The organism is Mangrovibacterium sp. (genome assembly GCF_041596335.1).
GTDB lineage: Bacteria > Bacteroidota > Bacteroidia > Bacteroidales > Prolixibacteraceae > Mangrovibacterium.
Window position 1 is genome coordinate 16,711 of sequence record NZ_JBFHIT010000041.1, and the last position, 26,329, is coordinate 43,039.

A 26,329-nucleotide genomic window follows, 5' to 3' on the forward strand; every position below is an offset into this window, starting at 1 on the left:
AGAAAAAAAATAAAAGCCCTGTCCGAAAATTCGGATAGGGCTTTTTTTTGTCCTTCGATGGTAATTACCGAATATCTAATTTGGGATAAATTAAAAAACAGTAGATATGAAATTACAGGAATGGATTGAATCAGAAGAAAAAGACTATGGAATTGGCCTGGCATTATTGGGCAAATTTTCAAAGAACAGAGTTTTGCTCCAAAATTTATCGCGGAAACAGAACCCGAAAAAATTGGAATATGAGTTAAAAAAAGCCTTTGAATATGAAGAGGCAAAAAGTAAAAGTCTGGCTGCAAAAGCGAAAAAGAAAGCCGGGAAAAAAGAGAAAAAAGAAGCCGATGCGCCGGTTGATGAAACGACAGGGAAAAAAGAACCACACAGCGACCAGGTAATTGACCAAACGAATGCAGAACCAGGGCCGCAACGTTTGAAGATTGTCCGCAACGACACAGAAGTGAAGTATGAGGATCTTCCGGAAGAAATCCAAAAGCTTTGGGACAACAACCGCGATGCTTATAAAGAAATCCGCTCGACACACGAAAAGCTGAAGCTGATGGGAAAAGCCCCTGCGGAAGACCGCGCCCCATTACTGGCACGGATTGATGAACTGGACAGTGCTATCCGCAAAAACTGGGATGTTATTGACGCATGGCAACCTGGTGCAGAAGCTGAAGAAAAAAAAGAACCGGTGGCCATCGACCATAAACGCATCAATGCAAACCGGAAGTACATTTCTACAAACCTGAAGAAACTGGCAGATGGAAATGTCCAGGATAAAAAGATTGACGAAGTGAAAGCAATCATTCAAGCCAGGTACAACGAGTTGAAGGATGCCGGAGAGGAATTTGCTACGGAAACACTTAGCGAACTGGCAAAAGCCGGGATTGAATGTTAGAAAAAGTAAGGGAACACATTAAACCGTTGGCCTGTAATCCGGTGCAGGCTTATTTTACTTCTGACTTCCAGCTTTATCATTTATTGGAATTTATTCTGGATGAAACCGGACCAGGTGATTTGATACTCGCCACATTCTCGGTATCGGAAGAATTTGTGAGAAAGCTGCTGCAGATGAAAAACAACGGTTTAATAAGTTCCCTGGCGATGATTGCCGACCATCGCACAGCGGTTAAAGCACTTCGGTTAAGTTTATTCACAAAAAACATAGCCGAAGAGCTTCATTTAGGTAATAACCACGCAAAGGTGGTATTGCTGAAAAATAAGCACTGGAATGTATCGGTAGTTACAAGCCAAAACCAAACCAGAGGAAACAGGATTGAATGTGGGATGGTTTGCACCATGCCAGAAATTTACACCAGCCTTTTGAAATCGGTTTTACAAGAACGCCAAAACATGATTGATGCGAATGAAATATTCGGAGGAGCAATTGAAAATTATTAAAGAATTGGCAAGCCAGCTAATGAGACCCAATCATATTGCTTTGCTGATTGATGTTGATGCCGAAGAATTTAAACGGAATATCAAACACCGAACAAGTGAAGCTTACAAAGCTTATGAAACAGGAAAAGCGGAAACCATTTTGGAGCTGCGAAAACAGGAGCTGAAGCTCGCTAAATTAGGAAGCCCACTTGCAGTTGAAATGGTTAACCGGTTCAGGATAGACCAGGAACAAAACGAATAACATGCCACGCCCCACTACATTAGAAGTTTGCCGAAAACACCTCTACGATACAGAGGAAAATATTCCTGCAGTATATCTGGAGAGAATCAAACGCCTTAGGGTCGGTTATACTTTTTGGTATGAATTCCCGACAAAAAGAGAACCCGATATCCGCGATTTGCTGATGAACGAATTTGGCGTAGCGAAAAGTACGGCCTATGAAGACATCCAAATCATCAAAGTTTTACTGGGAGACGTAAAGAACCCGGGAAAGGAATGGATTCGGTATAGGGTAAATACCATGCTTGAGGAAGCCTATACGCTTGCTGAAATCCAAAAAGACCCAAAAGCGATGGCATTGGCCGCTGATAAACTGGGCAAATACAACATGCTCGACAAACCCGATGCTGAGCCGCTGCCGTTTGATGAAATTGTGCCGCAAACATTTGAGCCAACAGATGACCCAACGCCGCTGGGCTTGAAAAAAGACCCCGATATCAGGGCGAAAAAGAACAAAATGCTTGAAAAATACCATGCTGAAATTGAAATTATAGATGTGCCTTACGAAGAAATGATTAAAGATGACAGCGACGAGGAAGAAAATCTATTATAACGATCCACAGCTTGAGTACATGTACACCGGTGCACACACATCGGTAATTGCAGGTGGAAGGCGTTTAGGCAAATCTCATGGGTTTGCAGCTCCATTTGTTTTGCGGAATACCCAAAGTATGCCGCGCTCAACGCAAGGGGTTGTGGGGAATACTTTTCAGCAACTTTTATCCAGAACACTTCCCGGCACACTTCAGGCCTTAGAAGAAATGGGGTATAAACGCGACTTGCATTTTCACATTGGCCACAAACCGCCCAAAAACAGCAACTTTGCAAAACCAATTATAGACCCGCCAAGTTACGAGCATGCAATGATTTGGTACAATGGCACTATTTGGCGCTTTATTTCCCAAGACCGTGCAGGAACTTCCAACTCCTTGACACTTGACGGCATTCTGTTAGATGAAGCCAAATTTCTTAAATTTCAAAAACTGAAGGAGGAAACATTTCCGGCGAATGGTGGATTTCGCGGTCATTTTGGACATATTCCCTGGCATCATAGCATGTTGATTATTTCAGATATGCCAACCACAAAAGCCGGTAGTTGGTTTTTGACTTATAAGGAGAAAATGGACGAGGAATTGATTGATATAATTCACTCACTTATTTTCGAGCGTTGGGAAGTGCAGCAGCGAATGAAAATTGACCCGAAACCTTTTCATGCTACTTATCTGAGAGAATTGGATATTGCCCTGGCTAAATTGCGATCGATAGCAGTGTATTACCGTGAGTGGTCCAGCATCGAGAACCTTTTGCTATTAGGCGAAAGGTACATTAAGCAAATGAAGCGCGATTTGCCGCCATTGGTATTCCAGACTTCCATTTTATGTAAGAAAATCAATAACCAAAGGGATAATTTCTATTCAGCAATGCAGGAAAGCATCCATTATTATGATGCGTATGACAATAGCTATCTGGATGGATTGAATTACAATTACCAGGACAAGGATGATAATTGCCTGCAGGATGGCGACCTCGACCGTGAAAAACCTATCTGCATTGCATTTGACTATAATGCCAATATCAACTGGTTGGTTGCTGGCCAGAGGCACGGAGTAAAGATGCAAACGCTCAAGAGCTTCTATGTGAAGTATGAGCGAAAGATTCGTGAGCTGGTGCAGGACTTCTGCAAGTACTACCGCCACCACAACAACAAAACAGTAATCTATTATTATGACAACACCGCACTTGGCACCAACTATGCTGTTGGAGATGATGATTTTGCTGCTGTTATCTGTTCAGAATTCGAGCGATTGAATTGGTCAGTGGAAAGAATCCATCTTGGCAACCCGGTTCCACACCGTGATAAACATCGCATGATCCATTTAGCATTGAAAGGACAGAAGTATCTATTTCCTTTATTCAATAAGTCCAATAACGAGGCACTGATATTGGCTTTGGAAAATACCGGTGTTAAGATCACATCAAAAGGATTTCAGAAAGATAAGTCAGGCGAGAAGCTTGGAGAGACAGAAGAAGATTGTCTCGAACATCGCACGGATGGCACAGACGCATGGGACACATTATTTATCGGTATGAATAAGTTCGCTGTCAATGATGAATATGATGATAGCATTGTAAGCATCTTTAGTAATGGGTAATTACCTATTCACACGCACGACCCCACACACCACCGCCACTATTTAGAATAATTCCAGACAACAGGCATATAAGGCGAATTTTTCAAAAAGTAATTACCAAAACGATTCAGGGCGAGGCGGGGAGAGTATCCTCTCAATCAAACTTTTTGAAAGTTTGAACAAATTTTTTAACTGACACTCAGATACATAACATTTTAAACCCCGGACACTAACTAAATGGCATTTAGGATACATTTTTGTTAAAAAATATTTTTTAGTTCAATTGCCAATTTGTATTCCTCCTTTAATATTATAATATGCCTTAACATGCTGATATACAGTTTTTTGTGCTTGTTTTTTATTTGGATAATTTGTATCTTAGTGTAACGAAATGAGGGAGTTAAACCCATATTTCAGAAATGTTTAACATAAATTTTTAAATTATGACATCAAAAACTAATGCCGAAAAGGCAAAGGGGCAAAATCTGCCCGTAATGGAAGTAAAAAAAACGGAAGCCACAAAAGCAACCGACCCGCAACAGATCACAGTTGAGGAGCTTCAAAAACGAGTTGACGAGTTAACGGCGAAACTCAAAGCCGTGCCAACCGATCTAAATTCACGGATCGAGTATTTCAACGAAAAAAAGGAGTTGATTAGAAAGTTGACCAGGTTACAGGCAAGCGCCGAAAATTTACAAACACACCTGGACACACTGGCGGAGATTGCCGCAAAAAATGAGTTTGAAACCGAGGACTTTGTTTTGAGTATCGAGGGAGGTAACAAGTACAACAGAAAACAAGTTTTTGCCCTGCAAAATCCAATTTTGATTGGCGAAGTTTTAACCTACCTATTGGCGAAAGTAGAAGCGAAAGCGGACGAACTGAAAAAGCTGATTGAAGCCTAAAAAACGAAAAGGGGAAACCTCATTTCCCCTTTTTTTCAAAAATCAAAACGTTTAACACATTTTAAATTTTGACATCATGAGCAAAGATACAAAAGAATCCAGAAAAGCGCAATATATAGAGAAGCGCAAAACCTTAATAGCATTGAGCCAAACAATCAGACTGGCAGTTAAAGAGGGAGTTTACGAAACAGTTAACGAAGGACTTCGGGAAATGTACGAAGAAGAAAACCCCGAAATTGAGAAGTTCAACACTTTCAACCAATGGAAAGAAAAAGATTGCACGGTTAAAAAAGGCAGCAAAGCATTTTTATTTTGGGGGCAGCCACGAAAATTTGAGCAGGTACCGGAGGGAAGCGACGAACCCGCAGAATTTAAGTATTGGCCTATCTGTTACCTTTTCGCAAATACACAGGTTCACAACCCGAACGAAGCCACCACCCAGCCACAACAAAACCACAACCCCGAACCGATAGAACAGTTTGAAGATTCACTTTTATAGTTGTTTTTTACTTGCGCGCATAAGAGCCAGATATTTTTTCCGATATTTTTTGAGGTGAAGGGCTTAAAAAGACCTGAAAAAACGAGGGTTTAGACGTTGTACCGCAACAACTCCGCAGGGATAGCCATGTGCTATCCTGGGCGCGCCAGAAAAGGAGTTCCGCGATTATTGCGTTTTACGCAAATTTTATTGCATAAAATGCAAATTTCTTTACATCATTTGCAATCGCTCTACCGGGTTTGTTTGCCAGTTTTTCAAACACTTCCACTACTTCGCCCGCTCGTACTGGTACGTATATGAAAAAATTACCAAAAGTCCAACCAACTTATTTCCCCAAAAATTTTTGTAATTTTGGTTCATAATAAACCTTAAAAAACCATCATGAAAAAATCAATTCTTCCTTATTATTTAATCGTGCTATTTTCCTTGCTTGTGACCCAAATTGATGCCCAATCAAAAAAAGATTTGGAGCTCAAAATCGCAAATCTGGAGAAATCGCAGTCAGAAACAATGACTGAAATAAATTCTTTGAAAAAAGAAAATGGATTACTGAAAACTGAACTGGATCAGGTTAAAAATGAAACCAGGTTACTTATTCAGAAATTAGCCACAATTGATAGCAATTCAAATGCCCCACAACCCCAGAACTTAGTTGAAGAAACAACTGAAAGCCCGCAAACCAGCGGACAATGCAAGGCTATCACATCAAAAGGTACTCGATGCTCAAGAAAAGCAGATGCAGGCTCAGAATATTGCTGGCAACATAAATCTACCTATGAACCAAATTCCACGCCATCCAAAGCAGCTTCTTCCCCAGCGAAAAGTTCAGGAACAACAGGTTCTGGCAGAACAATTTATACTGGCCCGAGAGGTGGTAAATATTATATAAACAGTAAGGGAAACAAAACATATGTTAAGTGATGACTAAGTTAATTCTTATTATTTCGTTACTGTTTTTATCAATCACAAATACAACTTTTACAGCAAAGGTAATTGGTGTAACCGATGGCGATACTATAGTTGTTTTGACTGATGAAAATCAACAGATTAAAATCCGCCTTGAAGGAATTGATTGTCCGGAAACTAAACAAGATTTTGGAACACGTGCCAAGCAGGCAACAGTCGATTTGTGTTTTCAAAAAAATGTCAGGGTCGAACAATCCGGGACTGATAGATATGGAAGAATGTTGGCTTTTGTTTTTGTAGGCGATACCTGCATTAACAACCAGCTCATAAAGGAAGGAATGGCCTGGCATTATAAGCAATACAACAAAGATCCAGAATTGGCCAAATTAGAAGTTGAAGCCCGAAAAAATAAAGTTGGACTTTGGTCGCACAATGATGCCATTGCTCCTTGGGATTTCCGCCATAAATAATTATTTAAACCTTAAAACCAAAATCATTATGAAAAAATTACTGTTCACTTTACTTTTAGCATTACCATTTATTTCTTTTTCACAGGCTCAAAAAAAATCAAATGTTATTCTTGTTTCAACATCTGATGCTGAACCTGAAGCATTAAAAAAAATTGGAAGAATTTTATTAAATAACGGATTTGTTCTCGAAACCGTAGATAAAGATTTCTACATACTTGTAACAAAAATGAAAACTTGTAAATACGGGATGGGAAAAATAGCCAATGTTGATGTTAAAATTTCGGTTCAAATAGACAAAAAAGAAGATCTTTCAATTTTAACAATCACCGGAAAGTACAATACGCCCGACCTTATTTCATACACAATTGAGGAATTTGATTCAAAATCTTCGCCAATTGAATGTTGTGGACCTAAATCTTCTTTGGCTGGAGCGTCGTGGTTGATTATGGACGGTGTGGCTACTAAATATGAAAATGGCGAAATTTCATATCTCACAAAATAACTTTTTCCTATCTTTACACCGCACAACACAACGTTTATTTTCATTCCAGAAGGACAGGAGGGTCAAAAATTGGCCCTTTCTGTCTTAATACATTTATTCCTTCTGGAATTGTGTTGTGCAAATAAGATGGGAGGGGCTTTTATGAATACACAAAAATACAAGGAGCGATTAGATAAATTGCTCGAAAAGTTAAAACAAGATTTACCTGAAGCTGAAAGAATTTCATTGGTGGAAGACATCAAAGAAATCCTTTCGGCTTTTTTTGTCGATTGATTTCTTCTTTACCTAATCACTCATTCACCCACTCCCTCATTCACCCATCCCTCTTTGTCCTTTCCCACCACCGCCCCGCCCACTATCTTTCCAAAAAAAAAAAGATATGCTGCACCTGGCACAAGCCCGAAAAATAATCGAAACACACCAGCCCATCGATATTTCATTCTGGAAAAAGAATGGCGAAATTGTTGAAGCAACAAATGTGGTGTGCACAAGTTCCAATTTCCACAACAACTCGTTCAACTTTAAGTGGCTCGATTCCGAACAGTTCCGGAAAGTAAAAGCCCTGCACATTTTCAATATTAACGGAGAGGAGGTTTTCGTATGAAAAATATTACCGACGAATTTACAAGTTTGGGCATCCACGAAATCGACGGACCTGTCGATAAGTTTGGTGCAGTGTTTACCGAAGATTCTCGCAATATCTTCGATTATGAAGACGTGAAGCCGAAAGACATTAAAAAAGGTTATCGCGGCTACGTTCCCTGGGGCGAAGACAATGAGCAGCCTTGCCAGATGCTCGAAAAAATACGTGCCGACGAGGTAATGAGTTCAAACATGTGGTTCAACATTGCTACAGCCTATGGCCGTGGGTTTGTTGTTACCGAAAAAGGCCAGCCGGTTGCCACCGACGAAATAAAACGTTTCTTCCGCCGCAACAACATGGTAAAGTACTGGAGCGAACAGTTTACCGACATGAAACATTTTTTCTTTTCGGTACTGGTACTCATTGTCGATAACGAAGGAAAAAAAGTGGTGCAAATCCGCCACAAAGAAGCCATCAACTGCCGTTTCGAAACCTGCAACCCCGACACTGGCCGCATCGAAAATATTTTCTATGCCAATTGGAAAGACAAACCTGAAGATGAAAATGTGACCGCCATCCCGCTGCTCGACGAAGACGACCCGATTGGCGATTTGATGATACGCTTCGGAAAAGAACCAAACCCCAAAACGGGCAAAAACGACACGCCAACCAAGGAACGTATTTTTGCAATCGTCAACCGCGTTCCAACACCGGGAATGAAGTATTATCCGTTCCCATACTATGCCAGCACGTTCAACAGCGGGTGGTCGGTACTGAAAGCCATGATACCCATCGCCAAAATTGCCAAAATGAAAAATGGCATGGTTATTAAGTACCTGGTTGAATTGCACAAAGATTATTTCAATAAACTGTTTTCGACCGAACAAATTACCGACCCTGAAAAAAAGAAAGCCCGCCAAAAACTCGAAATCGAAAACATAAAATCTTTTCTTTCCGGTGTCGAAAACCAAAACAAAAGCTGGTTCAGCACCTACTATATCGACCCCAACGGCAAGGAACAAAAAATGGTCCGCATCGAGCGTGTTGGTGGCGAAAAGGAAGGTGGCGACTACATTGAGGATGCCGAAGAGGCCGCCAATATTGTCAGCTATGCAATGGGTGTGCATCCATCCCTAATTGGCAGTTCCCCTGGGAAAGGGAAAAACATAAACGGCACCGAAGCCCGCGAGCTGTTCACTATGAAACAGGCTATGGAGAAATTGCCACGCGATATTATGATGGGCCCCTATTATGTGCTTATCGAATTCAACGGATGGGAACTGGAGTTCGATATTCCCGACCTCATGCTCACTACTCTCGACCAAAAAACCGACGCCAAAGAAACATCACAAAAAACACAGCCCGATGATACTAACAACGATTGATCAATTCATAGCAGCCATGCCAACCGCTGCCGAAGTCGAAAAATTTGAAGACCTGAAGCCCTACTGCAACAGCGCCGAATTGTGGATTAAAAACAATGTGCTGGGCAAAGATTTGTATGCAGCCATCGACATTGAAGATTTTGCTGATGCCGACTTGCTGCAGCTTTGCATAAGCGTAATTGCCAACCACGCCTACTGGGATGCCATCCCTTTTCTCGACCTGGTGCATACCAATTCAGGGTTTGGTGTTATAAGTGCCAACAACCGTGTACCGGCCAGCAAAGAGCGTGTTGAACGCCTGCGCGAACAGTGCCTTATCCGCCGCGACAACGAAGTGGAAAACCTGATTGATTTCCTTGAGCAAACAGATATCTATCACGATGATTGGAAAGGTTCCCCTGCATATAGCATCCTTTCTGATTGCCTTATCCAAACTGCCCACGAACTCGAAACTTTTAGCGAATGGACAGGCACCCGCAAAGATTTCCTGAAGCTGCGACCGAAACTTATCCAGGAAACAATGCTTAGAATTGAACCCGTGCTCAGCTCCGATTATATTGCCGAACTGATTGAAAAGCAGCGCGACGGAGATTTGGGAGCCGATGACCTGAAGGTGTCGCTGTTGATTAAACAAAGCCTTGGTTGCCTGCTTACCGGCAACCACGAAGCAGCTCGTAAAATTGCCGCCGATGCCCTGCGCTATATCGACAATAATTTGGCAAGTTTCACAACCTATTCCAATAGCTCTGAATACCTGGCCCGCATGTCGGAAAACTATACCAACACCGCCGATTCCCAAATCTTTAGCAGCATATATCAATGAAAAACAAATATTATCTCTGGCGAAGGATAAAAATGGTTTTTGGTTTTTCTCTTTGGATACTTTTTGCGCCCACAGATGATCTAAAGTGGCTTTCCGGACAATTTAAAAAGAAATACAAAAATGACAGCATTGAAACTAACAATTCCAACAACCCTACTTAACCTTACACAAAGGCAACTAATTTTCATTTCCCGCTTATTCCTGATGGGATATTCCGAAACTGAATTTCTTATAAAAGCTTTCTTGTTCTTGAGTAATTTGAAGATTGTAAAATCCCCAGGGATTGGGGATGATATGTATTTCAAACACAAATCAATCCGGAAACCCACAATTATCGATACCGAATTGCTGGCACAAATGGCCGAAAAATGCCGCTTTCTGCTCGACACTGAAGAAGTGCGCCCGGTGCGTTGGATTAATTTTGCCCGCGCCCGGCATTTTCGCCTGTACAATGCCACTTTTGGCGAATATCTGATGGCCGAAAACTATTACTTTGCTTTTGTGGGTACCCGGAAAGACGAACATTTGAACAAACTTATGGCTGTTCTCTACCGCCGCCCCTGGCACAGGTGGAACTCCGATAAAATACAATCCCGTGCAAAGCAGTTTGCAAAAGTGGATCCAGCTGTTAAAAATTCGGTTTTTATGTGGTACATCGGTTTCCGGGCATTGGTGCCAAAACGCTGCCCCAACCTTTTTGCGGGCAAAAAATCATCGGGCGATTTCAATGTGCGCAACTACATTAACGGCATGATCCACCAGTTATCCGGCGGAAACATCACACTCAACAACCAGCTAATGAACCAACCCGTCTGGAATGCCCTCGACGAGATGGAGCAACGCGCCCTCGATGCCGCCCGCCTCGAAGAAGCCTATAAAAACAACAAATAATCAATAATCACCAATCAATAATAAATTGACATGTTCAATCCAATTCCATACCTGCAGCAGCTCCACGGCCAGTTAAATTTGCTCAAGGATAAATACAAGTTTGTAAAAGTAAGCGGACTGAATGCCCTCGAAGGTATTTTGGAAAACTCGCGCCGCGAAAAATATTTCTTTGCTGTCGACGATAGCCAGGATGGGACCACCTTCCGCAATGGCGGATATTTTGAACGGCGGCCCTACACTGTTTTTATTTTGGGAAAAGCCGATTATGGCAACATGGAGCAACGCGCTGCGGTGCTGGAAGAAGCAAAAACAATCTACCACCACATTATGAGCCGCCTCATAAAAGATAAAAATTCGATACAGGTTCTCGACCTGGAGCGTGTGCGCTTCTACGAAGTCCCTCCGGCGTTCGCAACTGGTTGCAGCGGACTATATTTTATATTCAATGTAGAAAACCCGGTAAACCTTGTATTCGATGCCGAAGCCTGGACAATGGAATAAAGAAGAAACCGTTCGTGCATGGGCCGATATTACCCTGAAAATTTGGCGCGAACGCATTACCGAACTTAAAGCCTGGGACACTGGCGAACTATATAAAAGCCTTGAAAATGCCCTTTTTACCGCTGCCGGTAACGACGTGGATAAAGTAGAGTTTTCTTTTAAATTATACGGTGTATTTGTAGATATGGGCGTTGGCCGCGAAATATTCAAAGGCAACGATGGCGATGTTGGTTACGATGTGGTGCGCAAACGCAAAGAGTGGTACTCCCGCGTTTTCTACCGCGAAGTGATGCGACTGAAAGAAATCCTTGTCGAAAAATTTGGCGAACAGGTGGCCAGCCAAATTGTTTTTGCCATGCACCCGGTCAACGATTTGAAATACGAACAAGCCCGTTCAAAAAAAATAAAATAATTTTAATAAAATGTATCATATTTGATACAACGTATTAAAATAATGCTTATCTTTGATTCATCAATAACAAAGAAACCGGGCGGCAACCGGACAATACGGCAAAAAGAAAAATGACAACATTCAACGAATTAACACAAGGGAATCAATTTCAGTCAGGAACCAACGAAGCAATTCGTACCGAAGTAATGCAACCAATTATTGCAGCCAATCCAGAAATTATTAGAATAAGGGTAAAAGGAATTAGTCTTGAATTAACTGCAAACTGGAGTAAATCACGTAAAAGCGTTGATTACTTTGGTAATGTTACATCCGAGCAATATCAAAAAATTACAGGAACTGCTTTTGGCCTGAAAAAAGACCAGAAAAAATCTTCTCCATACTTTCACCTTAGCGGTACTGGTCGCTGCACCATTCACGCAGGCGGAAATTATTACGAAGAGTTCAGAAATAATTCAGAAATCGAAATATTATGAATAACGAAATCAGAAATCCGCACCAGGACACTTGGAAAGCCCTGGTGCTTTTTTTGGCAGAAATTGCCAAATCAAAAAGCATAACACAGGAAGTAATTGCCGAACGAACAGGCTTGCAACGCTCAAACGTGAGCCGCATGTTTCAGTTGAGGTACTGTCCCAGCCTCGACAACTGGCTAAAAATACTCAAGGCAGTTGAAGTGAATATCTTTTTTGAAGACCGCGACAGCAAAACCGATTTAAACCTACTTTTCGAAAAAGCAATGACCGAACTTGGCCGCCGCCCTGAAAACATTCCTAAAAATTAGCAAAATTCTTCCATTCACGCATCCCCTCATTCACGCATTCACGCATTAAATTTGTCCTTTCCAACCCCCAACCCCAATTGTATTTTGGCTTAAAATAAAGCTGCAAATACAATGGCCATAAACGAAGAAGCCAGGATTCCGGTATATCTAAACGACGAACAGGCAAAATCAGCCCTGAAAAACCTGCAAAACGAAGCCGACAAGTGGCGCGAAAAAATGCAGAAAGCCATGGCCGGTGGCGACATGAAAGGCATGAAGGATGCTGAACGCGAGATGAAGAAAGTTCAAAAGGAAGCATCCAAGTTTCGGAAAGCTACTTTCGACACCAACGAGATCCTTAAAAATCTTTCAACTGCAAAACCAAAAGAACTTAAGCAAGCCCTCCGCGAATTGTCAAGGGAACAAGATAAGTTCAACCGTGGCACAAAAGAATATATCGCCTACGGTAAAAAAATGGGCTTGGTGCGTACTGAGCTGAATAAAATATCAAATGAACTCCGAACCCAGCGCTCACTAACTTCCCGGGTTGCCGATGGGTTCAATAAATATTTTGGCATGGCAACCGCCGCCATCGCTTCACTCACTGGTATTGCATTCACAATTAAGTCATCAATAAAAGCTTTTGCCGAATTCGACGATAAGGTTTCAGACGTAATGAAAACTACCGGGCTAACAAAAGACCAGGTAATGTCATTAAACAAGGAACTGGAGAAAATCGACACGCGAACCTCTCAGCAAAACTTACTCGACCTGGCGCGAGTTGCCGGAAAACTCGGAATAACTGCAGAGAAAGATGTACTCGGGTTTGTTCGTGCTGCCGATAAAATAAAGGTAGCCTTGTCTGAAGACCTGGGCGGCGATGTGGAAGAATCAATCAACCAGCTTGGTAAATTGGTCGATATTTTCAAGCTTCAGGATAAATTCGGTATTGAACAATCCCTGCTAAAAGTTGGATCCGCCATCAACAGTCTTGGTGCTGCCGGAACTGCCAACGAAGCCTATTTGGTTGAATTTGCAAAGCGGGTAGCAGGTATCGCACCGGCTGCCGGTATTTCAATCGACCAGGTACTTGGGCTTGGAGCTACACTTGACGAGCTGGGGCAAACTTCCGAAGTATCCGGAACTACTTATGCAAAGGTCATTAGCTCCATGTTCACAAAAACTGCCAGCTATGCCAAAATTGCAAAAATAGAAGTGGCTGAATTCACAAAGCTTTTGGACACCGATGCAAATGAGGCTTTCATCAAAGTATTGGAAGGTGCAAAAGGAACAAGCGACGGTTTTGCCGAAATGGCAACCAACCTTGGCGAACTTGGTTTGGATGGCGCACGCTCAACAGCCGTGCTCAGCACGCTTGGTAACAACATCGACAAACTCCGCGAAAAGCAAGCCTACAGCAATGCCGAATTTGTGAAAGGAACTTCAATACAACAGGAATTCAATACAAAAAACCAGAATGCTCAGGCAACCCTCGAAAAAGCACAGAAAGTATTTGCACAAATGCAGCGTGAACTGGGAGAGCGCTTAGCTCCAGCTTACACTTCAGTTATTCACAAGGGATCAGCAATGATAAAAATGTTGGGTATAACTATTGAGTTTCTTTTCGACAATCGCAAAGCTTTGATAACCGCCGCTGTTGCAATTGGAAGCTACACAATTGCAGTTAATGCCGCAACCTGGTCCACAAAAATATACAACAGTGTTACTACCTTGGCCACTACAATAACTAAAGGTTTTAATACAGCTATAAAAGCAAATCCAGTTGGTTTAATAATCAGTTTGCTTACAACCGCTGCAACCGCTTTCTATCTTTTTAGCCAAAAAGCCGATGATGCAAAAAAATCACAAAAAAGGTTCAACGACGAAATTGAACGAGGTAATGAATTATTGGGCCAAAGCAAAACCCTCGAAGAAAGAGCATCCATCGTTAAAAATCTTTCAAAAGAACAGCTCGAAAACCTGAAAAATGATTTACAGGCTCAGGTTAAAGAGGAGGAAAATTTCCATGCTACTTTGTTACAGAAAGCAAAAAAAGCAGTTGATGAAGATGCTGAACTTAAACGCATTGCAGAATTAAGGAAACAAAAAAACCTTACTGAGATTCAGAAGATTAATCTAACGGCACAAGCAAACGCAAGAGCTATTGCTATCACACGCGAATTGGAAGATGAAAATAAAACCAATCAGCAACGCCTTGTTAACCTTAAAAAGCATCTCACAAATGTTGATACTGAATTAAAAAAACGACCAGATGAAGGTGGCGGAGGACTTGTAACTTCAGGCAATTTCGAAGCCATCAAAAAATCACTTGAATCTGCTTTCACCAAAGAACAAAACATCCTAAAAGAACAGTTTCTTCAGAAAAAACTAACTAAAAAACAGTATGATGATGAAATGTACGTGCTCGAATTGGCAAACCTTACAGCCATGCGCGAGCTGTACAAAAAGCATAACCAGGATTTTCTTTCCATCGAAGGTCAAATCCTCGATAAAAAATTAGCCTGGTCACAACAGTTCGACGCAATGATGGAAATTTCTCAGTCGATTACTGAAAGAATTCTGGAAGATGAAAAGAAAATGTTTGCCGATATCGATTCGGATATGGACAAATACATGGACGACTATCAGAAAAAGCTTGATAAACAAACTGAAGCAACCATTGAATCCGAAGAAAAGAAAACAGAAGCCAGGGAAAAAGCAAAAGAAGCTGCAATAGGCGCTGCTGTTGAATCAGGTATGGCTGCCATCGAAAATGCAGAAACAATTGAGGACGCTGGAAAAGCAATACTTAACTCTATCCGCCAACAAATTAAGGCTTATATAGCGGAAGCCGTTACAATTGCTGCTTTAAAGGCCCTGAAAAGTGTACCGTTTCCAATCAATATCATTGCTGCTGCAATAGCCGGTGGGGCAGCCGGGTTTCTTTTTAATAAGCTAATCCCCGAATTTTCAGCCGGTGGCGACACAGGTTCCGGAGGAAAATACGAACCCGCAGGAATCGTACACAAAGAGGAATACGTTATCCCGCAGGAAGGCACAAAAAACCCACAACTCCGCCCCATCATCGACATTATGGAAATCGCCCGCCGCAACGGATCCCTTGCCCGTCTCGACCTTCGCCAAATCGTTCAGGCCATCCCAGCCAAAGGCTATTCCTCCGGCGGTTTCGCTTCTCCAACTGATTCCATTTCCCCCCCTTCTTCTTCCAAGGATGGGGCAGGGGGTGGTTCGTATTCCGACCCCGCCATCCTCAAAAAATTCGACGACCTTGCCACAGTAATTTCAAACCTCAAAATCTACACCTCCATCGAGGACATCCGCAAATCAGATAAAAACTATACAGAAATTCAAAATACACGTGGACTATGAGCATCACACTTTCCGATATAACAAACACCTCAACCCACCTCTCCGGCAACCGCATAAAAGTGGTGGCAACAACAGGCGGCATCCCTTCCGGCGCTACCGACTATAAAATACTGCTCAAAATAGTGAGCGCCGACAATGTGCTTTTTGGATCTCCTTTCATCGATGCAATTGCACCCGACGACAACAGCGAAGCCGAATTCGACATATCAGGCTATGTCGACCAGCCGGTAAATGTCGATTTAAAATGGCCTATACCCAACGAGTACGAAGGACGCTGGCACGGTTACCCAAACCAGGTGTACGACGTGCAATTGTATGCAGGCGAACGCTATATCGACAGCGACGGAAACCTTCAGGAATCATTCCAGGCTGTGTGGGGGACAATCTTTGTCGTCAAAGGCAAGCTCGACAGCCTGATGCTCGCCCGGCTCAACGAACTTGGGCAAACATGGTTCACGCATTTCTCCGAGGGCGGGAAATTCCTCACCTACATGCCAACTACACAATACATAGGCCCCGACACTCCCGTGAAATTGTGGTGGAAATCGCCAACAACTACGCTCGCATTTTCACTCAAGGCAAAAGCATATTATGATGATGGCAGTACAGTCAACTATTCAGGCGACGGCACGCTGTGGTACGATGTCATGTTCGAGTTCAGCGTACAGCCACGCGGACTGCAATTCTACCCCTATATCTCCGGCGCAAAACTGCTCTATTACGAAGTATGGATCGATAGCACACCCAATGTCGAAAAACGCACTTTCATCATCGACCACGACTACAAGGAAAACAACTATTACCTTTTTGTCGATAACAAGATTGGCGGCATCGATACAATCTGGCTTAACGGCGCAGTAAAATACAACCCAACGGGGCAACGCACCGTCACTTCCCGCCCGTTTCAGTCGGGGCAAACAACAAAAAACCGCACCCGCTTTGTTGGCGGACAATCGCGCACCCGGAAATGGACAATCAACAGCGGATTCAAAACAAAAGCCGAAATGGAGGCCATCGATATTTTGCTCGACACCCAAAATGCCTGGCTCGCCATCCCCCCGGCCGATGGTTCTACCGATATTTCACAATATGTACTGGTGCCTGTAATCATCACAAGCACCGAACTCGACCTCACCGATTCAATCTCCGACCTTCAATCGGTGGAAATTGAAATCGAAGAAGCTTATTGACAAGAATCATGAACGAACACAAAAACATCATTTTGGTAGTGTCCCCCTTGCAAAGGGGGACGAGCGAAGCGGAGCGGGTAATTCCCGCCACACACACTTTAAATCCTAAACCCTAAACTCACCATGCTCGAATTTAAAATAAATAACCGCGATCTTTTGCTCGACGAATCCGCATCCATACGGATAACATTCATCAACCCGTGCTGCAAAACAGATATAGTGTCGGGCGACGTAGGAATGGGAATCGAAATTCCGGTAAACGACAACAACAGGGCTTTGTTTGGCTACCCCGAAAGGTTTGAAAAATATATCTCAGGTAACGCTGCAAAGTTCCCAGGTTTCGAGGCAAGATGGAGTGGCGCTCTGCTGCTGTCTGGCACATTGCAAATCCAGAAAGCTACAGCACAATCATATAGCGCATGGCTGCAATGCGACATTGGAGTGATTGGCGACGAAATGAAAAACAAGTTCATCACGCAGCTCGCTTGGCCAACAGCGCAAAACTTTGAACACAAAGAAGAATACAACGACGACATCGACAATTACGAGACATCAAAAATAAAGAATCCTATATTCTGGGAAGGGAATGGGTCGGAAGTACCGGCGCCTGTAAACTATACCGATGAAGATGGCTATACTGATACCCGCGACGAAAGCTGGTCTATCTTTCAAAAAGACCACTTCGAAAACTACGGGTGGATTGTAAATAATTACAATATTGCCGACATTAAATCAGCCTGCATTATTTCGCCCTTCATTTATTTGCGTTACGCCATAAATGAGAGCATGAGGCTCAACCAGTTTTTTGTCGACAGGAACGACATGACCGACGATGACAACTACGATACGTCGTTCCTGAAAAACATAAAAATTTACAATAATTTCAACATTGTAAACCCGCTTACTATTACCACAGAAGAATACTGGCAGCAATGGAACAAAGACAATCAGCGTTACGAAGACTATTATCTGAACATCGTAACAAACACGCTGTGGGAAGTTGTCAAATTCAATTATTCTGATCTGCTCCCAAAGGTTTCTTTCAAGAATTTTATACTGGGCGTGCAAAATACGCTCAACTATATTTTCTTTTTCAAAAGCGGGAAAAGAGTCGACATCATCGACAGGAACGGGGTTTCCGAAAGCACAACGATTGAATTGGATGATTATCATATCGAAACCTGGGAAATCGACGAAACAAAAGATGTTACCCTGAAATTCACGCAGGAATATGATAAAGACGACGGGAAATTTGGCGACAGTTTCGAAGATCTGAGCCACCGCCGCGAAGATTACGGAGAACCGGTCGACAATTATTCCGACTTGTTGCTGCTGACACCCGAAATTGGTGAGCTCCGCCTCGTGCTTTCCGATAATAAAGTGTATGAATACAAGTGGGTAGCCGAAACCCAAAAAACCGAATACCAGCAAAATGTGCAGGCCGATGCAGTGGGATGGGTGGCTGTCAGTACAGGGTTGCAGCCCTATTTTTATGGCACAGCGGATGACGAAGAGGAGATAAATTCACCGGCTTCTACCTTGCAATATGACGGATATAACCACTATATGCCTATTGTACGGCAGAAAGGAAACCTTCAAATGTTTGCAAGCACCTACAACGATTTCTCTTTGCGATTCATCTACGGCACGTCGACACACACAAAAAGCCTGTATTGGGAGGGCGAAAATGGACTTTTCAAAAAAAGATGGGAAAAATGGGCGAGGATGTGGAAAAACAGGCTCGCGGTAGAGGCAGTTTTTAACATGCCTATAAACGCAATATTGCATGTTGCCAACAATATCACGGGCAAATTCAGCACCCGCGAAGGCGAATTTATTATCGATGAAATGGATGTCGAAATAGGGTTCAACAGCATCGGCAAAACAACAATTAGGGGTTATAAAATTTAAAAGTAAAATCAATCAAACAAAATGGAATACGGAAAGTACGAATTAATTTCAAACTTACTGAACTCCCCGCGGGAAGGGTGGACAAACAAAAAAATAAAAGACCTGATCGACAGTCTTTGGCGCGATCCTGTACTTATGAGGTGGAGTGGGTTTTGGTTTGCAGGGGCTCCCGACACAGTACTAAACTGGGACAATGGCGCAAAATTATTTTCAATTGCCCCAACTGGCTATAAATTCGCATTTTTCCAGTTCCGCAACAAACTTAATTTCCATATCAAAAATGCCATCGAAACGATTGATATTTCTGAAATAATTTCAGAAGGGCTTTATATTTTTTATTTCGATTTCGATCCGGAGAAAAATTCGCAAAAGGTTTTTTCCCTGCTCAATCCCACAGAGGAGCAGAAAACAAAAATTTACGAAACAAAAACAGTTATTGCCCACGTTTATTGGGATGCCACAAACAACGAAGCCCTCCATTTCGGCGACGACCGACACGGATCGGAGTGGCAGCCACAAATGCACATGTATCTCCACGAGGCTTTCCATGCCCGGCGAAAAAGCGGACTTGTAATTACTGGTTCAAGCTTTGGCGGCGATGGCTCCGACAATGCCCACGCCAAATTCAGTGTTGTGGGCGGCGTTATGCTGCATGACGATTTTGAACTCACCATTGCCTCCAGTTCCGACAGCCTGCCGATTCTGTATCAACAGGGTTTTGTACCCCGTTACCACAATGTTGCCGGGTATGCTATATATAAAGGCGCATCCCGCATCTGCTTCAACACGGGCGGTGCAGTAGTTCAGGCGGACGATATGAATTATGTGCTGTACCATATTTTCGCCACAAACGAGATTGGCACTGCTTCCCGGAAGATTATATCGGTAATGGGAAGCGCACAATATACAAGCCTTGCCGATGCCTATGCTGCTGCACCTGCCGAACTCGATGCCCTCGACAGCTGGATGCCACAACAGGGCCGCCTCCACATCGACACAATTGTTGTGCGAACCTCCGACAGCTATACCAACGACGCCGCCGCCATCATTGTTGGCGTAATTGGCGACACTCACCCGCCTGTTACAATTGCCGAAAATTCAAAACAGTTGTTGGAAATTACCGACAAACAGGAACTTTCGATCCCTGGCGAATTCGAAGCAGATGAATTTTACGCAATAAAAAACCGAATCTGGCAAAAAATTACTGCAGGTGGAGGTGGTACCGATGGCCGCGGCATTGTTTCAATCGTACTCACTTCAACCGTTGGCCTTACAAAAACTTACACAATTACTTACACTGATGCAACAACCTCGACATTTACCGTGCAGGATGGAGAGGATGGTGATGATGGAGTAACACCTGTTAAAGGAGTTGATTATTTTGATGGTGATGATGGCCGCGGCATTGCATCCATTGTGCTTCATACAACGGTTGGCCTTACCAAAACCTACCGCATAACATTCACTGATGCAACAACATTTGATTTTGATGTGAAAGACGGTGAAGACGGTGAAGATGGTGGAGGAACCGGCGGAGCTGCTCCTCCTGAACTCCACCTGGATTTTGAAGAAGCCGGTGATGAGTTTGTGTACAATGTTCCTTACAACATGAAATTTACTTCAATGGTTTGTGAGGGTACTGATGCAACAGTTGACATTGCCCTGAATACTGATATGCCTCGCTACACAAAACTAACCATAACCGCAACTGCTGCCGGATTGGTAAGCCTGTACGGAGTTTTTATTTAATCAATAATCATTTATAATTAATCAATCAAAAAATGTCACATTACATAAAAGTTGGAAACCTAAAATTAGATCAGGATTTGATGGACGTAATTTGCCCGGCTGCGGGCTTCACGCCTGAAAATATTTGCACGGTTGAAAATGGCTATATACCTAACCCAAATGTCCCTTTTGTGGCACCAATAACAGTAGTCGACATCGATGTGCCGCCCGAAACTATTATTTTTATAATGGATAGTACACTGATGAGCATTTTCAATAAAATGACAGTATCAATAAACGCGTCAAGTGCGTTGAAATATACATTCTATGATAGCGATGAAAACCTTTTGGGAGATGTGACTTCAAGTAGCACCTCCACGCATTATGCCTCTATTGCAATTCCGCCATCACCTACGCAATTTGTGAAAATGGTAATCTCAATAGTTACGGCAGGCCGCTATTTCACAAAGCTTGTGTCTTCTGCAAGTTCATCTGCATTTCAGGTCGGTACAATTGCAATGTATGCCAACACGCCAAACATGAAGGAGTTATATGGGGCTTTCCAGTATTATAAATCAATAAAAGAAGTCAAGTTTTATTGCACTTTAAACGAATTGACGACAATGGAATTGATGTTTAGTAACAGTAGCATCGAGCAATTCACATTTGATATATCGTTGCCTAAATTGTCAACCATCAAATCTATGTTTTATATTTCTGACCTTTGGGAAATTACATTCTCCACAGGTTTTTCTGCACCATTATTGACAACGGTATATGGCACTTTCCGAAATACAAAATTAAAATCAGCATCAATTCCAATTATAAATTCAGTGTTGGATTGCACATTCTGTTTCTACCAAAATTCATTATTGGAATCGCTTGTAATAGGCGGTTTTCCAAACGCAACAAATGTTCAAGGGTTTATTGCCGAATCCCCAAGGCTACTTTCTTTTAATCTACCTGAAATGTTGTTAAATGCAAATTTCGATTCATTTGCAAATAAATGTTATGGGTTAAAAATATTAAAGTTTAATGGCGAAACAAAAGGGTTTGCAGGGAAGCCAAAAGTAATTACAGACTGTTATTCACTAGATGAACTTGAATGGCCTAGAGCAACCGATTCCCCTACTAGCGTAATTGCAGGAAATAATATGTCAATTAAAAAAATAAGATTACCAGATTATGTTATCGGAAATGCTGCATCTATTTTTGTAAATTATTTCTGGAAAATTTCGGGAAATAATGCTTTGGAATATATATCAGGAGATTATGAATGGTCAACTGGTATCTCTGGGTCTTTTTACATGGTAGCCTCAGATTATCCTAATATAAAAGAAATAGCAATTCCAAAATTTAAAGTCGCTTCCATACAATTGGGAGTAAATATTTACAATAAACTAAACAAACTTACAAATATTGCATTTGATTGGAGTCACACAAGCTGGACGACAGGCGGAAGCACAATTTTGATATATGCCGCACTTACAACAGGATGCCTAAATGATATATACACCGAATTGCCAACCGTTAGTGGTGCAACTTACACATTAGATGTTTCATCTAATGACGGGTACGCAGGAAGTGACCCATCCATCGCCACAGCCAAAGGCTGGACCGTACTTTAAAACAAAATTTATCAATAATAAAATGGGATTTTGAAAAACGAGATCCCATTTTTTTTGTCCTTTCCTTAAGGCAACTGGCGGGCTATTTTCTAATAAAAAAACAAACGCTTTTTGAAGATGGATCGCACAATCAATTTTGTAATTCTGCATGTCGGCAACATTATTGCCGGTTTCCTGGCTGCTGCTGCCAGCTATTTCGCCCCTGCAGAGGGATTTGTAATAGTAACATTCGCAGCAATTATAATAGATTTATTTACCGGCGCATGGGCTGGGTTCGTAAAGCGCGAAGGTGTGCAAAGCAAAAAACTCTGGCGCACCGGGTCAAAATTGCTGCTTGCCTTTACTGTTATCAGCCTTGCACACAGTATCGATGTTGAAATGGGCGTTCAAGGGATCACTTTTGCCAAATGTTCAGCCTGGTTTTTTGTGGGCTTCGAATTTTGGTCAATCCTCGAAAACGCAACAGTAATTTCCGACTGGCCGGTTTTCCGGGCGCTCAGTAAATACATGCGAACAGAAGTAAAGGAAAAAACCGGAATTGATTTAAACGAAAAAGATATACAATGAGACCACTAACCGAAATCATCATCCACTGTTCCGCCACAAAACCAAGCATGGATATAGGCGCCGACTGGATCCGTAAAATTCATGTGCAACAAAACAAATGGCGCGACGTTGGGTATCACTACATCATTCGCCGCAACGGAGCGCAGGAAGATGGCCGCCCTGTTGAGCAAATTGGCGCACATTGCGAAGGCCACAACAGCGGAACCATCGGCATATGCATGGTTGGCGGCATAAGCGAAACCGGCCGCGCTGAAAACAACTTCACGGCGGCGCAATTCGAATCGGTTCAAATGCTGATTGGGTACCTGAAAGAACGATATCCAACAATCATAAAACTAAGTGGGCATAACGATTATGCCAACAAAGCCTGTCCGAGTTTTAATGTTCATGAAAAATTACGGCTATGAAAAACCAACTTTTCTTATGTGCCCTATTGTGCCTATTGTGGTTCAATTCCTGCCAAACAAAAAAACAGTTCGTAAAAAGTGAAACTGAAATTAAAACAGTTTCAGAGCTGAATACTTCAAAAGAAGTGGTTGCTAAAACAGATACTCAGGCGGTTTCAACCTTTGCCGGGAGTGTAACAGAAACCGACAGTACGTTTATTGAGGAAACCATTACCGAACTTAGTAAACCCGATTCGCTGGGCCAGCAATACGCTGAAAAAATAATCAAACGCCAAATTATTTCAGGTAAAAATAAAACAACCAAAGTTGTTGAAGAAATACAACTTAAACAGACAGCCGAGAGCGAAGTTAGCGAAACCGTCAACCTGGTTACTGAACAGGTAATAAGTAATGAAACCGAAGTAAAGACCAAAATCAAAAAATACATTCCCTGGAAACTGATTGTAGTGATTGTTTTCGTCGCTGTTATTGGCTTTCTAATCTGGTCGCGCTTTTTCCGCAAGCTTACTGGCAAATTCCCGCTTCTATAATCCTATTCAAAATAAAACAGTTACGGGCGGCTGACCAATATACCCGGCGTTCTCATTAATTATTTACATTATTTACAAACAATGTCCAGAAACATTTAGTTCGATGGTCCCAATCAAACGAAATTAATCGACAGTTTGAATAATGGGTTTGTAAAGCGGGATGCCGGGTTGCATCCCGCAAACCTGTCCTTTCCTTTTTCCCTAATTCCCAATAAATTCGATTTTCAATTAATAACAATTTAAAAATTTCACCGATGAAAAATTTTTTGATTCTCATGACTTTTATGTTTGCGGTGGCCTGCTATGCTTCGCCTCCGCCGGTTCCCATCCCGCAATTCCAAACTGACGAGCTTCAGTATGCACCGCAGGACCAGGTATCAACCGTTTTCGCTGTTGAATATACCGCTGTTGCGGATCTATGCAGTTGCGAGCTATTTGAAGTGAATAATCTGGTAGCTGAAGAAGTTACTCCAGTAAAGATTCCTGCAGCAGTTACGATTGATAATAGTTTTAAAGGAAAATACGTATTAAAAAAGCCGCCTTCTGATAATAAGATGAATGCAGCTAACAATATTAAAAAGCACGCATCTAAAATCAATCAACAAAATTCGAACTATGGTTATCCATTAACAGCAGATAATTGTTAACCGGCTCCGGCTGGCAACCGGCTCCGGTATAAAAATACTTATCAAGTATAAGTTTTTTCATAAGTTAGGTTTTAGTTAGTTTAATTCTGAAAAGCCGTTCCAAAAGGGACGGCTTTTTTAGTGTACTTAAATTTCCCCTCCTTTTATTCGAAGGAGAGTTTATCCCGATTTTTCGGGAGGAGTGCGTTTGTCGGTGCGAGGGTAGGGGTGGTTCATATATATTATCCCGATTTTCTGGATATCAATCCCGAAACTCTAAATTAAAAGATAACATCCATGCAATTCATCATAATCCCGGAGGATCAGGAAACTTATCCCTCACATGCTCCGACCGCTCCCCAAAATGCTGTCTCACATACCTATATGTTGAAGCTAAATCAGAGTGACCCAGTTGATTCATCAGCTCAACCAAGGTTGCACCACTTTCCAATAATTTACCTGCTCCCGTGTGCTTGAACGAATACCATTTGTATGAAATCGACAATCCAAGATTTTCCCGATACAAATTAAACCGGTTGCGCAGTGTATTAATACCAATTTGCCGTTTGCCTGGTCGTCCGTTAGGGCCAATCACAAACATTTCTTTCCCAAAGGCTTGAATTCCGTGCAACTGAAGTATGTCAAATAATTTGTTTGGGATGTCAACCACCCTCTCTTTCCGTTTTTTGGCAATATTTTTCGGGACAAATATTGTCCGTGCTGAAAAATTGACGTGCTTAACCTGCAATCCTAACAGTTCGTTACCCGGACGGATGAAACAATAGTACTGCAGCAGCGCCGCCAAAAATAATTGAGGATCTTCATCGCGGATTGCAGGTAATAATTTCTCCAAATCGTCATCCAAAAAAGGCATGGCCGAAAAATCTTCATCCGTTTCCGGAATATCGATATCATGAACCGGATGCTCTACCAGTATTTTACGGTTTATTAAATGCCTGAAGAACTTGCAAAGTGTAATTCTGTATTTTTCAACTGTAGGCTTGGCCAGTTTCCTTTCCGAAATCAGGTAATCAAAAAACTGATGGATAACCGCATTGTCAAATGTTGACAAGTCATTATCAACCAATTTCGATTTTTCGAGCCAGGCAATGAACTCACGGATTTTTCCCCGGTAACTTTCGAAAGTTTTTTTTGCTTTGGTATCCTTGATTTGCGTGATATACTCGCTTGCATAGAACCTGATGTTCTTGTTCGCTTTCCGTTTGCGGCCATACACCATTGCTGCCTGATGATACTCCAGCTCGTCAACATACACAACCTGGTTGTTGCTATCGTCGAGAGGAGTCCACCCACGTTGCAGCTTAGCCGAAATACTTTTGATAAGCACATCTGCCAGCTCAATCCTGGCTTTTTTTGTACGCAATTCCGCAAATCCTTCCTGGTAACGCTTGCGTTTCATTTTCCCATCCTTCGGGTCGCGGTACCCGAATTCAATCCACCACGGTTTTTGTATGTCGCCACCGGCATCATACAAATAAGGTGTTCTAAACAATTTTTGTCTTCTCATTTTTCTCAGTTTTTCCCGCGTTCCCCAACACAAAAAAACTATCAAAACAAGAAAACATACATAAAAACAAAACCAACATACATTTAACTTCTGTATGTTACTGATTTACAGCGTGGTTTTATTTTTAGTGGAGCTGGCGGGAGTCGAACCCGCGTCCAAACGAGGAAGCAACAAGCTTTCTACATGCTTATCCCCAGACTTGTTTTTCGAATAAACACCGGATCAGGGCCACCAATGTTTACCTTATCTCTTTTATTTTCGTAAGAGTGCCAGAGCCTCACTAAAACTAGCTTCGATTTTCTTGCACCGCCTGATCGGACCGCTTCAAAGCATTAGCATCCGGGCGATGTCTCGTTCCAAAACCTTGTTTCGGAATA

At 42.2% G+C, this 26,329-nt stretch carries 29 protein-coding genes and 1 other RNA gene; 28 read left to right on the top strand and 2 right to left on the bottom strand.

What is annotated here, in order from left to right; all coding sequences use genetic code 11:
* Positions 1–106: 106 nt before the first annotated feature.
* The 28 genes from ABZD21_RS13900 (at position 107) to ABZD21_RS14035 (ending at position 24,445) form a co-directional block, all read left to right on the top strand.
* Entirely contained in the window at positions 107–895 is a 789-nt protein-coding gene (locus tag ABZD21_RS13900) for a hypothetical protein (RefSeq protein ID WP_372775646.1), read from the top strand.
* Positions 889–1,398 carry a hypothetical protein gene (locus ABZD21_RS13905; protein WP_372775647.1) on the top strand — a complete coding sequence of 170 codons (510 nt, stop codon included), beginning with the start codon at positions 889–891 and terminating at the stop codon, positions 1,396–1,398. The genes ABZD21_RS13900 and ABZD21_RS13905 overlap by 7 nt, the downstream gene beginning before the upstream one ends.
* Complete coding sequence (locus tag ABZD21_RS13910; RefSeq protein ID WP_372775648.1) at positions 1,358–1,639, top strand: hypothetical protein; 282 nt, start codon at positions 1,358–1,360, stop codon at positions 1,637–1,639. The genes ABZD21_RS13905 and ABZD21_RS13910 overlap by 41 nt, the downstream gene beginning before the upstream one ends.
* 1 nt (position 1,640) lies before the next feature.
* Positions 1,641–2,231, top strand: coding sequence for a hypothetical protein (locus ABZD21_RS13915; protein ID WP_372775649.1), 591 nt, complete (start codon positions 1,641–1,643; stop codon positions 2,229–2,231).
* Positions 2,200–3,831, top strand: a complete 1,632-nt coding sequence (locus tag ABZD21_RS13920) for a hypothetical protein (protein ID WP_372775650.1) — start codon at positions 2,200–2,202, stop codon at positions 3,829–3,831. Before ABZD21_RS13915 ends, ABZD21_RS13920 begins: the two co-directional genes overlap by 32 nt.
* Positions 3,832–4,253: 422 nt before the next feature.
* The gene (locus ABZD21_RS13925; RefSeq protein ID WP_372775651.1) at positions 4,254–4,715 is read left to right on the top strand and encodes a hypothetical protein; all 462 of its coding nucleotides are present in this window, start codon (positions 4,254–4,256) and stop codon (positions 4,713–4,715) included.
* Between the two features lie 76 nt (positions 4,716–4,791).
* Positions 4,792–5,214, top strand: a complete 423-nt coding sequence (locus ABZD21_RS13930; protein ID WP_372775652.1) for an ArdC-like ssDNA-binding domain-containing protein — start codon at positions 4,792–4,794, stop codon at positions 5,212–5,214.
* A gap of 381 nt (positions 5,215–5,595) precedes the next feature.
* Positions 5,596–6,135 (top strand): hypothetical protein, encoded by a 540-nt coding sequence (locus ABZD21_RS13935; RefSeq protein WP_372775653.1) that lies wholly within the window; start codon positions 5,596–5,598, stop codon positions 6,133–6,135.
* On the top strand, positions 6,135–6,590 hold the full coding sequence (locus ABZD21_RS13940) for a thermonuclease family protein (RefSeq protein ID WP_372775654.1): 456 nt from the start codon (positions 6,135–6,137) through the stop codon (positions 6,588–6,590). Before ABZD21_RS13935 ends, ABZD21_RS13940 begins: the two co-directional genes overlap by 1 nt.
* 28 nt (positions 6,591–6,618) lie before the next feature.
* Positions 6,619–7,092, top strand: a complete 474-nt coding sequence (locus tag ABZD21_RS13945; protein ID WP_372775655.1) for a hypothetical protein — start codon at positions 6,619–6,621, stop codon at positions 7,090–7,092.
* 141 nt (positions 7,093–7,233) lie between these two features.
* A complete protein-coding gene (locus ABZD21_RS13950; protein WP_372775656.1) occupies positions 7,234–7,365 on the top strand; it encodes a hypothetical protein in 132 nt (43 codons plus the stop codon).
* A gap of 106 nt (positions 7,366–7,471) precedes the next feature.
* The gene (locus tag ABZD21_RS13955; protein WP_372775657.1) at positions 7,472–7,696 is read left to right on the top strand and encodes a hypothetical protein; all 225 of its coding nucleotides are present in this window, start codon (positions 7,472–7,474) and stop codon (positions 7,694–7,696) included.
* Complete coding sequence (locus tag ABZD21_RS13960) at positions 7,693–9,060, top strand: hypothetical protein (protein ID WP_372775658.1); 1,368 nt, start codon at positions 7,693–7,695, stop codon at positions 9,058–9,060. Before ABZD21_RS13955 ends, ABZD21_RS13960 begins: the two co-directional genes overlap by 4 nt.
* Positions 9,041–9,883: a DUF6712 family protein gene (locus tag ABZD21_RS13965; protein ID WP_372775659.1), complete on the top strand. Its 843-nt coding sequence runs from the start codon at positions 9,041–9,043 to the stop codon at positions 9,881–9,883. The genes ABZD21_RS13960 and ABZD21_RS13965 overlap by 20 nt, the downstream gene beginning before the upstream one ends.
* Before the next feature lie 120 nt (positions 9,884–10,003).
* On the top strand, positions 10,004–10,774 hold the full coding sequence (locus tag ABZD21_RS13970; RefSeq protein WP_372775661.1) for a hypothetical protein: 771 nt from the start codon (positions 10,004–10,006) through the stop codon (positions 10,772–10,774).
* Between the two features lie 30 nt (positions 10,775–10,804).
* Entirely contained in the window at positions 10,805–11,275 is a 471-nt protein-coding gene (locus ABZD21_RS13975) for a hypothetical protein (RefSeq protein WP_372775662.1), read from the top strand.
* Positions 11,250–11,687: a hypothetical protein gene (locus tag ABZD21_RS13980; RefSeq protein WP_372775663.1), complete on the top strand. Its 438-nt coding sequence runs from the start codon at positions 11,250–11,252 to the stop codon at positions 11,685–11,687. The genes ABZD21_RS13975 and ABZD21_RS13980 overlap by 26 nt, the downstream gene beginning before the upstream one ends.
* 110 nt (positions 11,688–11,797) lie before the next feature.
* The gene (locus ABZD21_RS13985) at positions 11,798–12,160 is read left to right on the top strand and encodes a hypothetical protein (RefSeq protein ID WP_372775664.1); all 363 of its coding nucleotides are present in this window, start codon (positions 11,798–11,800) and stop codon (positions 12,158–12,160) included.
* The gene (locus ABZD21_RS13990) at positions 12,157–12,468 is read left to right on the top strand and encodes a helix-turn-helix domain-containing protein (protein WP_372775665.1); all 312 of its coding nucleotides are present in this window, start codon (positions 12,157–12,159) and stop codon (positions 12,466–12,468) included. Before ABZD21_RS13985 ends, ABZD21_RS13990 begins: the two co-directional genes overlap by 4 nt.
* Positions 12,469–12,579: 111 nt before the next feature.
* Positions 12,580–15,837 (top strand): phage tail tape measure protein, encoded by a 3,258-nt coding sequence (locus ABZD21_RS13995; RefSeq protein ID WP_372775666.1) that lies wholly within the window; start codon positions 12,580–12,582, stop codon positions 15,835–15,837.
* Positions 15,834–17,027, top strand: a complete 1,194-nt coding sequence (locus tag ABZD21_RS14000) for a hypothetical protein (RefSeq protein WP_372775668.1) — start codon at positions 15,834–15,836, stop codon at positions 17,025–17,027. Before ABZD21_RS13995 ends, ABZD21_RS14000 begins: the two co-directional genes overlap by 4 nt.
* Positions 17,028–17,150: 123 nt before the next feature.
* Positions 17,151–18,938 carry a hypothetical protein gene (locus ABZD21_RS14005; RefSeq protein ID WP_372775669.1) on the top strand — a complete coding sequence of 596 codons (1,788 nt, stop codon included), beginning with the start codon at positions 17,151–17,153 and terminating at the stop codon, positions 18,936–18,938.
* 21 nt (positions 18,939–18,959) lie between these two features.
* Positions 18,960–20,687 carry a hypothetical protein gene (locus tag ABZD21_RS14010; RefSeq protein ID WP_372775671.1) on the top strand — a complete coding sequence of 576 codons (1,728 nt, stop codon included), beginning with the start codon at positions 18,960–18,962 and terminating at the stop codon, positions 20,685–20,687.
* Between the two features lie 32 nt (positions 20,688–20,719).
* Positions 20,720–22,294, top strand: a complete 1,575-nt coding sequence (locus tag ABZD21_RS14015) for a hypothetical protein (RefSeq protein WP_372775672.1) — start codon at positions 20,720–20,722, stop codon at positions 22,292–22,294.
* A gap of 117 nt (positions 22,295–22,411) precedes the next feature.
* Positions 22,412–22,861 (top strand): phage holin family protein, encoded by a 450-nt coding sequence (locus ABZD21_RS14020; protein WP_372775673.1) that lies wholly within the window; start codon positions 22,412–22,414, stop codon positions 22,859–22,861.
* Positions 22,858–23,268, top strand: coding sequence for an N-acetylmuramoyl-L-alanine amidase (locus ABZD21_RS14025; RefSeq protein WP_372775675.1), 411 nt, complete (start codon positions 22,858–22,860; stop codon positions 23,266–23,268). The genes ABZD21_RS14020 and ABZD21_RS14025 overlap by 4 nt, the downstream gene beginning before the upstream one ends.
* Positions 23,265–23,798, top strand: a complete 534-nt coding sequence (locus ABZD21_RS14030; protein WP_372775677.1) for a hypothetical protein — start codon at positions 23,265–23,267, stop codon at positions 23,796–23,798. Before ABZD21_RS14025 ends, ABZD21_RS14030 begins: the two co-directional genes overlap by 4 nt.
* 254 nt (positions 23,799–24,052) lie before the next feature.
* Complete coding sequence (locus ABZD21_RS14035) at positions 24,053–24,445, top strand: hypothetical protein (protein ID WP_372775679.1); 393 nt, start codon at positions 24,053–24,055, stop codon at positions 24,443–24,445.
* 286 nt (positions 24,446–24,731) lie between these two features.
* Here ABZD21_RS14035 and ABZD21_RS14040 read toward each other — a convergent pair whose 3' ends face one another.
* Both ABZD21_RS14040 and ssrA read right to left on the bottom strand, forming a co-directional pair.
* The gene (locus ABZD21_RS14040) at positions 24,732–25,952 is read right to left on the bottom strand and encodes a tyrosine-type recombinase/integrase (RefSeq protein WP_372775681.1); all 1,221 of its coding nucleotides are present in this window, start codon (positions 25,950–25,952) and stop codon (positions 24,732–24,734) included.
* Positions 25,953–26,077: 125 nt separating this feature from the next.
* Positions 26,078–26,329: a transfer-messenger RNA gene (gene ssrA / locus ABZD21_RS14045) on the bottom strand; the annotation flags it as partial.

Excerpts from the sequence above, each read along its gene's own strand:
- ABZD21_RS13965 (WP_372775659.1), top strand. The coding sequence starts at position 9,041 with ATGATACTAACAACGATTGATCAATTCATAGCAGCCATGCCAACCGCT.
- ABZD21_RS13935 (WP_372775653.1), top strand. The coding sequence starts at position 5,596 with ATGAAAAAATCAATTCTTCCTTATTATTTAATCGTGCTATTTTCCTTG.
- ABZD21_RS14000 (WP_372775668.1), top strand. The coding sequence starts at position 15,834 with ATGAGCATCACACTTTCCGATATAACAAACACCTCAACCCACCTCTCC.
- ABZD21_RS14030 (WP_372775677.1), top strand. The coding sequence starts at position 23,265 with ATGAAAAACCAACTTTTCTTATGTGCCCTATTGTGCCTATTGTGGTTC.
- ABZD21_RS13990 (WP_372775665.1), top strand. The coding sequence starts at position 12,157 with ATGAATAACGAAATCAGAAATCCGCACCAGGACACTTGGAAAGCCCTG.
- ABZD21_RS13975 (WP_372775662.1), top strand. The coding sequence starts at position 10,805 with ATGTTCAATCCAATTCCATACCTGCAGCAGCTCCACGGCCAGTTAAAT.
- ABZD21_RS14020 (WP_372775673.1), top strand. The coding sequence starts at position 22,412 with ATGGATCGCACAATCAATTTTGTAATTCTGCATGTCGGCAACATTATT.
- ABZD21_RS13905 (WP_372775647.1), top strand. The coding sequence starts at position 889 with ATGTTAGAAAAAGTAAGGGAACACATTAAACCGTTGGCCTGTAATCCG.
- ABZD21_RS14005 (WP_372775669.1), top strand. The coding sequence starts at position 17,151 with ATGCTCGAATTTAAAATAAATAACCGCGATCTTTTGCTCGACGAATCC.
- ABZD21_RS13960 (WP_372775658.1), top strand. The coding sequence starts at position 7,693 with ATGAAAAATATTACCGACGAATTTACAAGTTTGGGCATCCACGAAATC.
- ABZD21_RS13900 (WP_372775646.1), top strand. The coding sequence starts at position 107 with ATGAAATTACAGGAATGGATTGAATCAGAAGAAAAAGACTATGGAATT.
- ABZD21_RS13940 (WP_372775654.1), top strand. The coding sequence starts at position 6,135 with ATGACTAAGTTAATTCTTATTATTTCGTTACTGTTTTTATCAATCACA.
- ABZD21_RS13910 (WP_372775648.1), top strand. The coding sequence starts at position 1,358 with ATGCGAATGAAATATTCGGAGGAGCAATTGAAAATTATTAAAGAATTG.
- ABZD21_RS13930 (WP_372775652.1), top strand. The coding sequence starts at position 4,792 with ATGAGCAAAGATACAAAAGAATCCAGAAAAGCGCAATATATAGAGAAG.
- ABZD21_RS13980 (WP_372775663.1), top strand. The coding sequence starts at position 11,250 with ATGCCGAAGCCTGGACAATGGAATAAAGAAGAAACCGTTCGTGCATGG.
- ABZD21_RS13945 (WP_372775655.1), top strand. The coding sequence starts at position 6,619 with ATGAAAAAATTACTGTTCACTTTACTTTTAGCATTACCATTTATTTCT.
- ABZD21_RS13970 (WP_372775661.1), top strand. The coding sequence starts at position 10,004 with ATGACAGCATTGAAACTAACAATTCCAACAACCCTACTTAACCTTACA.
- ABZD21_RS13915 (WP_372775649.1), top strand. The coding sequence starts at position 1,641 with ATGCCACGCCCCACTACATTAGAAGTTTGCCGAAAACACCTCTACGAT.
- ABZD21_RS14035 (WP_372775679.1), top strand. The coding sequence starts at position 24,053 with ATGAAAAATTTTTTGATTCTCATGACTTTTATGTTTGCGGTGGCCTGC.
- ABZD21_RS14015 (WP_372775672.1), top strand. The coding sequence starts at position 20,720 with ATGTCACATTACATAAAAGTTGGAAACCTAAAATTAGATCAGGATTTG.
- ABZD21_RS13920 (WP_372775650.1), top strand. The coding sequence starts at position 2,200 with ATGACAGCGACGAGGAAGAAAATCTATTATAACGATCCACAGCTTGAG.
- ABZD21_RS13985 (WP_372775664.1), top strand. The coding sequence starts at position 11,798 with ATGACAACATTCAACGAATTAACACAAGGGAATCAATTTCAGTCAGGA.
- ABZD21_RS14025 (WP_372775675.1), top strand. The coding sequence starts at position 22,858 with ATGAGACCACTAACCGAAATCATCATCCACTGTTCCGCCACAAAACCA.
- ABZD21_RS14010 (WP_372775671.1), top strand. The coding sequence starts at position 18,960 with ATGGAATACGGAAAGTACGAATTAATTTCAAACTTACTGAACTCCCCG.
- ABZD21_RS14040 (WP_372775681.1), bottom strand. The coding sequence starts at position 25,952 with ATGAGAAGACAAAAATTGTTTAGAACACCTTATTTGTATGATGCCGGT.
- ABZD21_RS13955 (WP_372775657.1), top strand. The coding sequence starts at position 7,472 with ATGCTGCACCTGGCACAAGCCCGAAAAATAATCGAAACACACCAGCCC.
- ABZD21_RS13995 (WP_372775666.1), top strand. The coding sequence starts at position 12,580 with ATGGCCATAAACGAAGAAGCCAGGATTCCGGTATATCTAAACGACGAA.
- ABZD21_RS13925 (WP_372775651.1), top strand. The coding sequence starts at position 4,254 with ATGACATCAAAAACTAATGCCGAAAAGGCAAAGGGGCAAAATCTGCCC.
- ABZD21_RS13950 (WP_372775656.1), top strand. The coding sequence starts at position 7,234 with ATGAATACACAAAAATACAAGGAGCGATTAGATAAATTGCTCGAAAAG.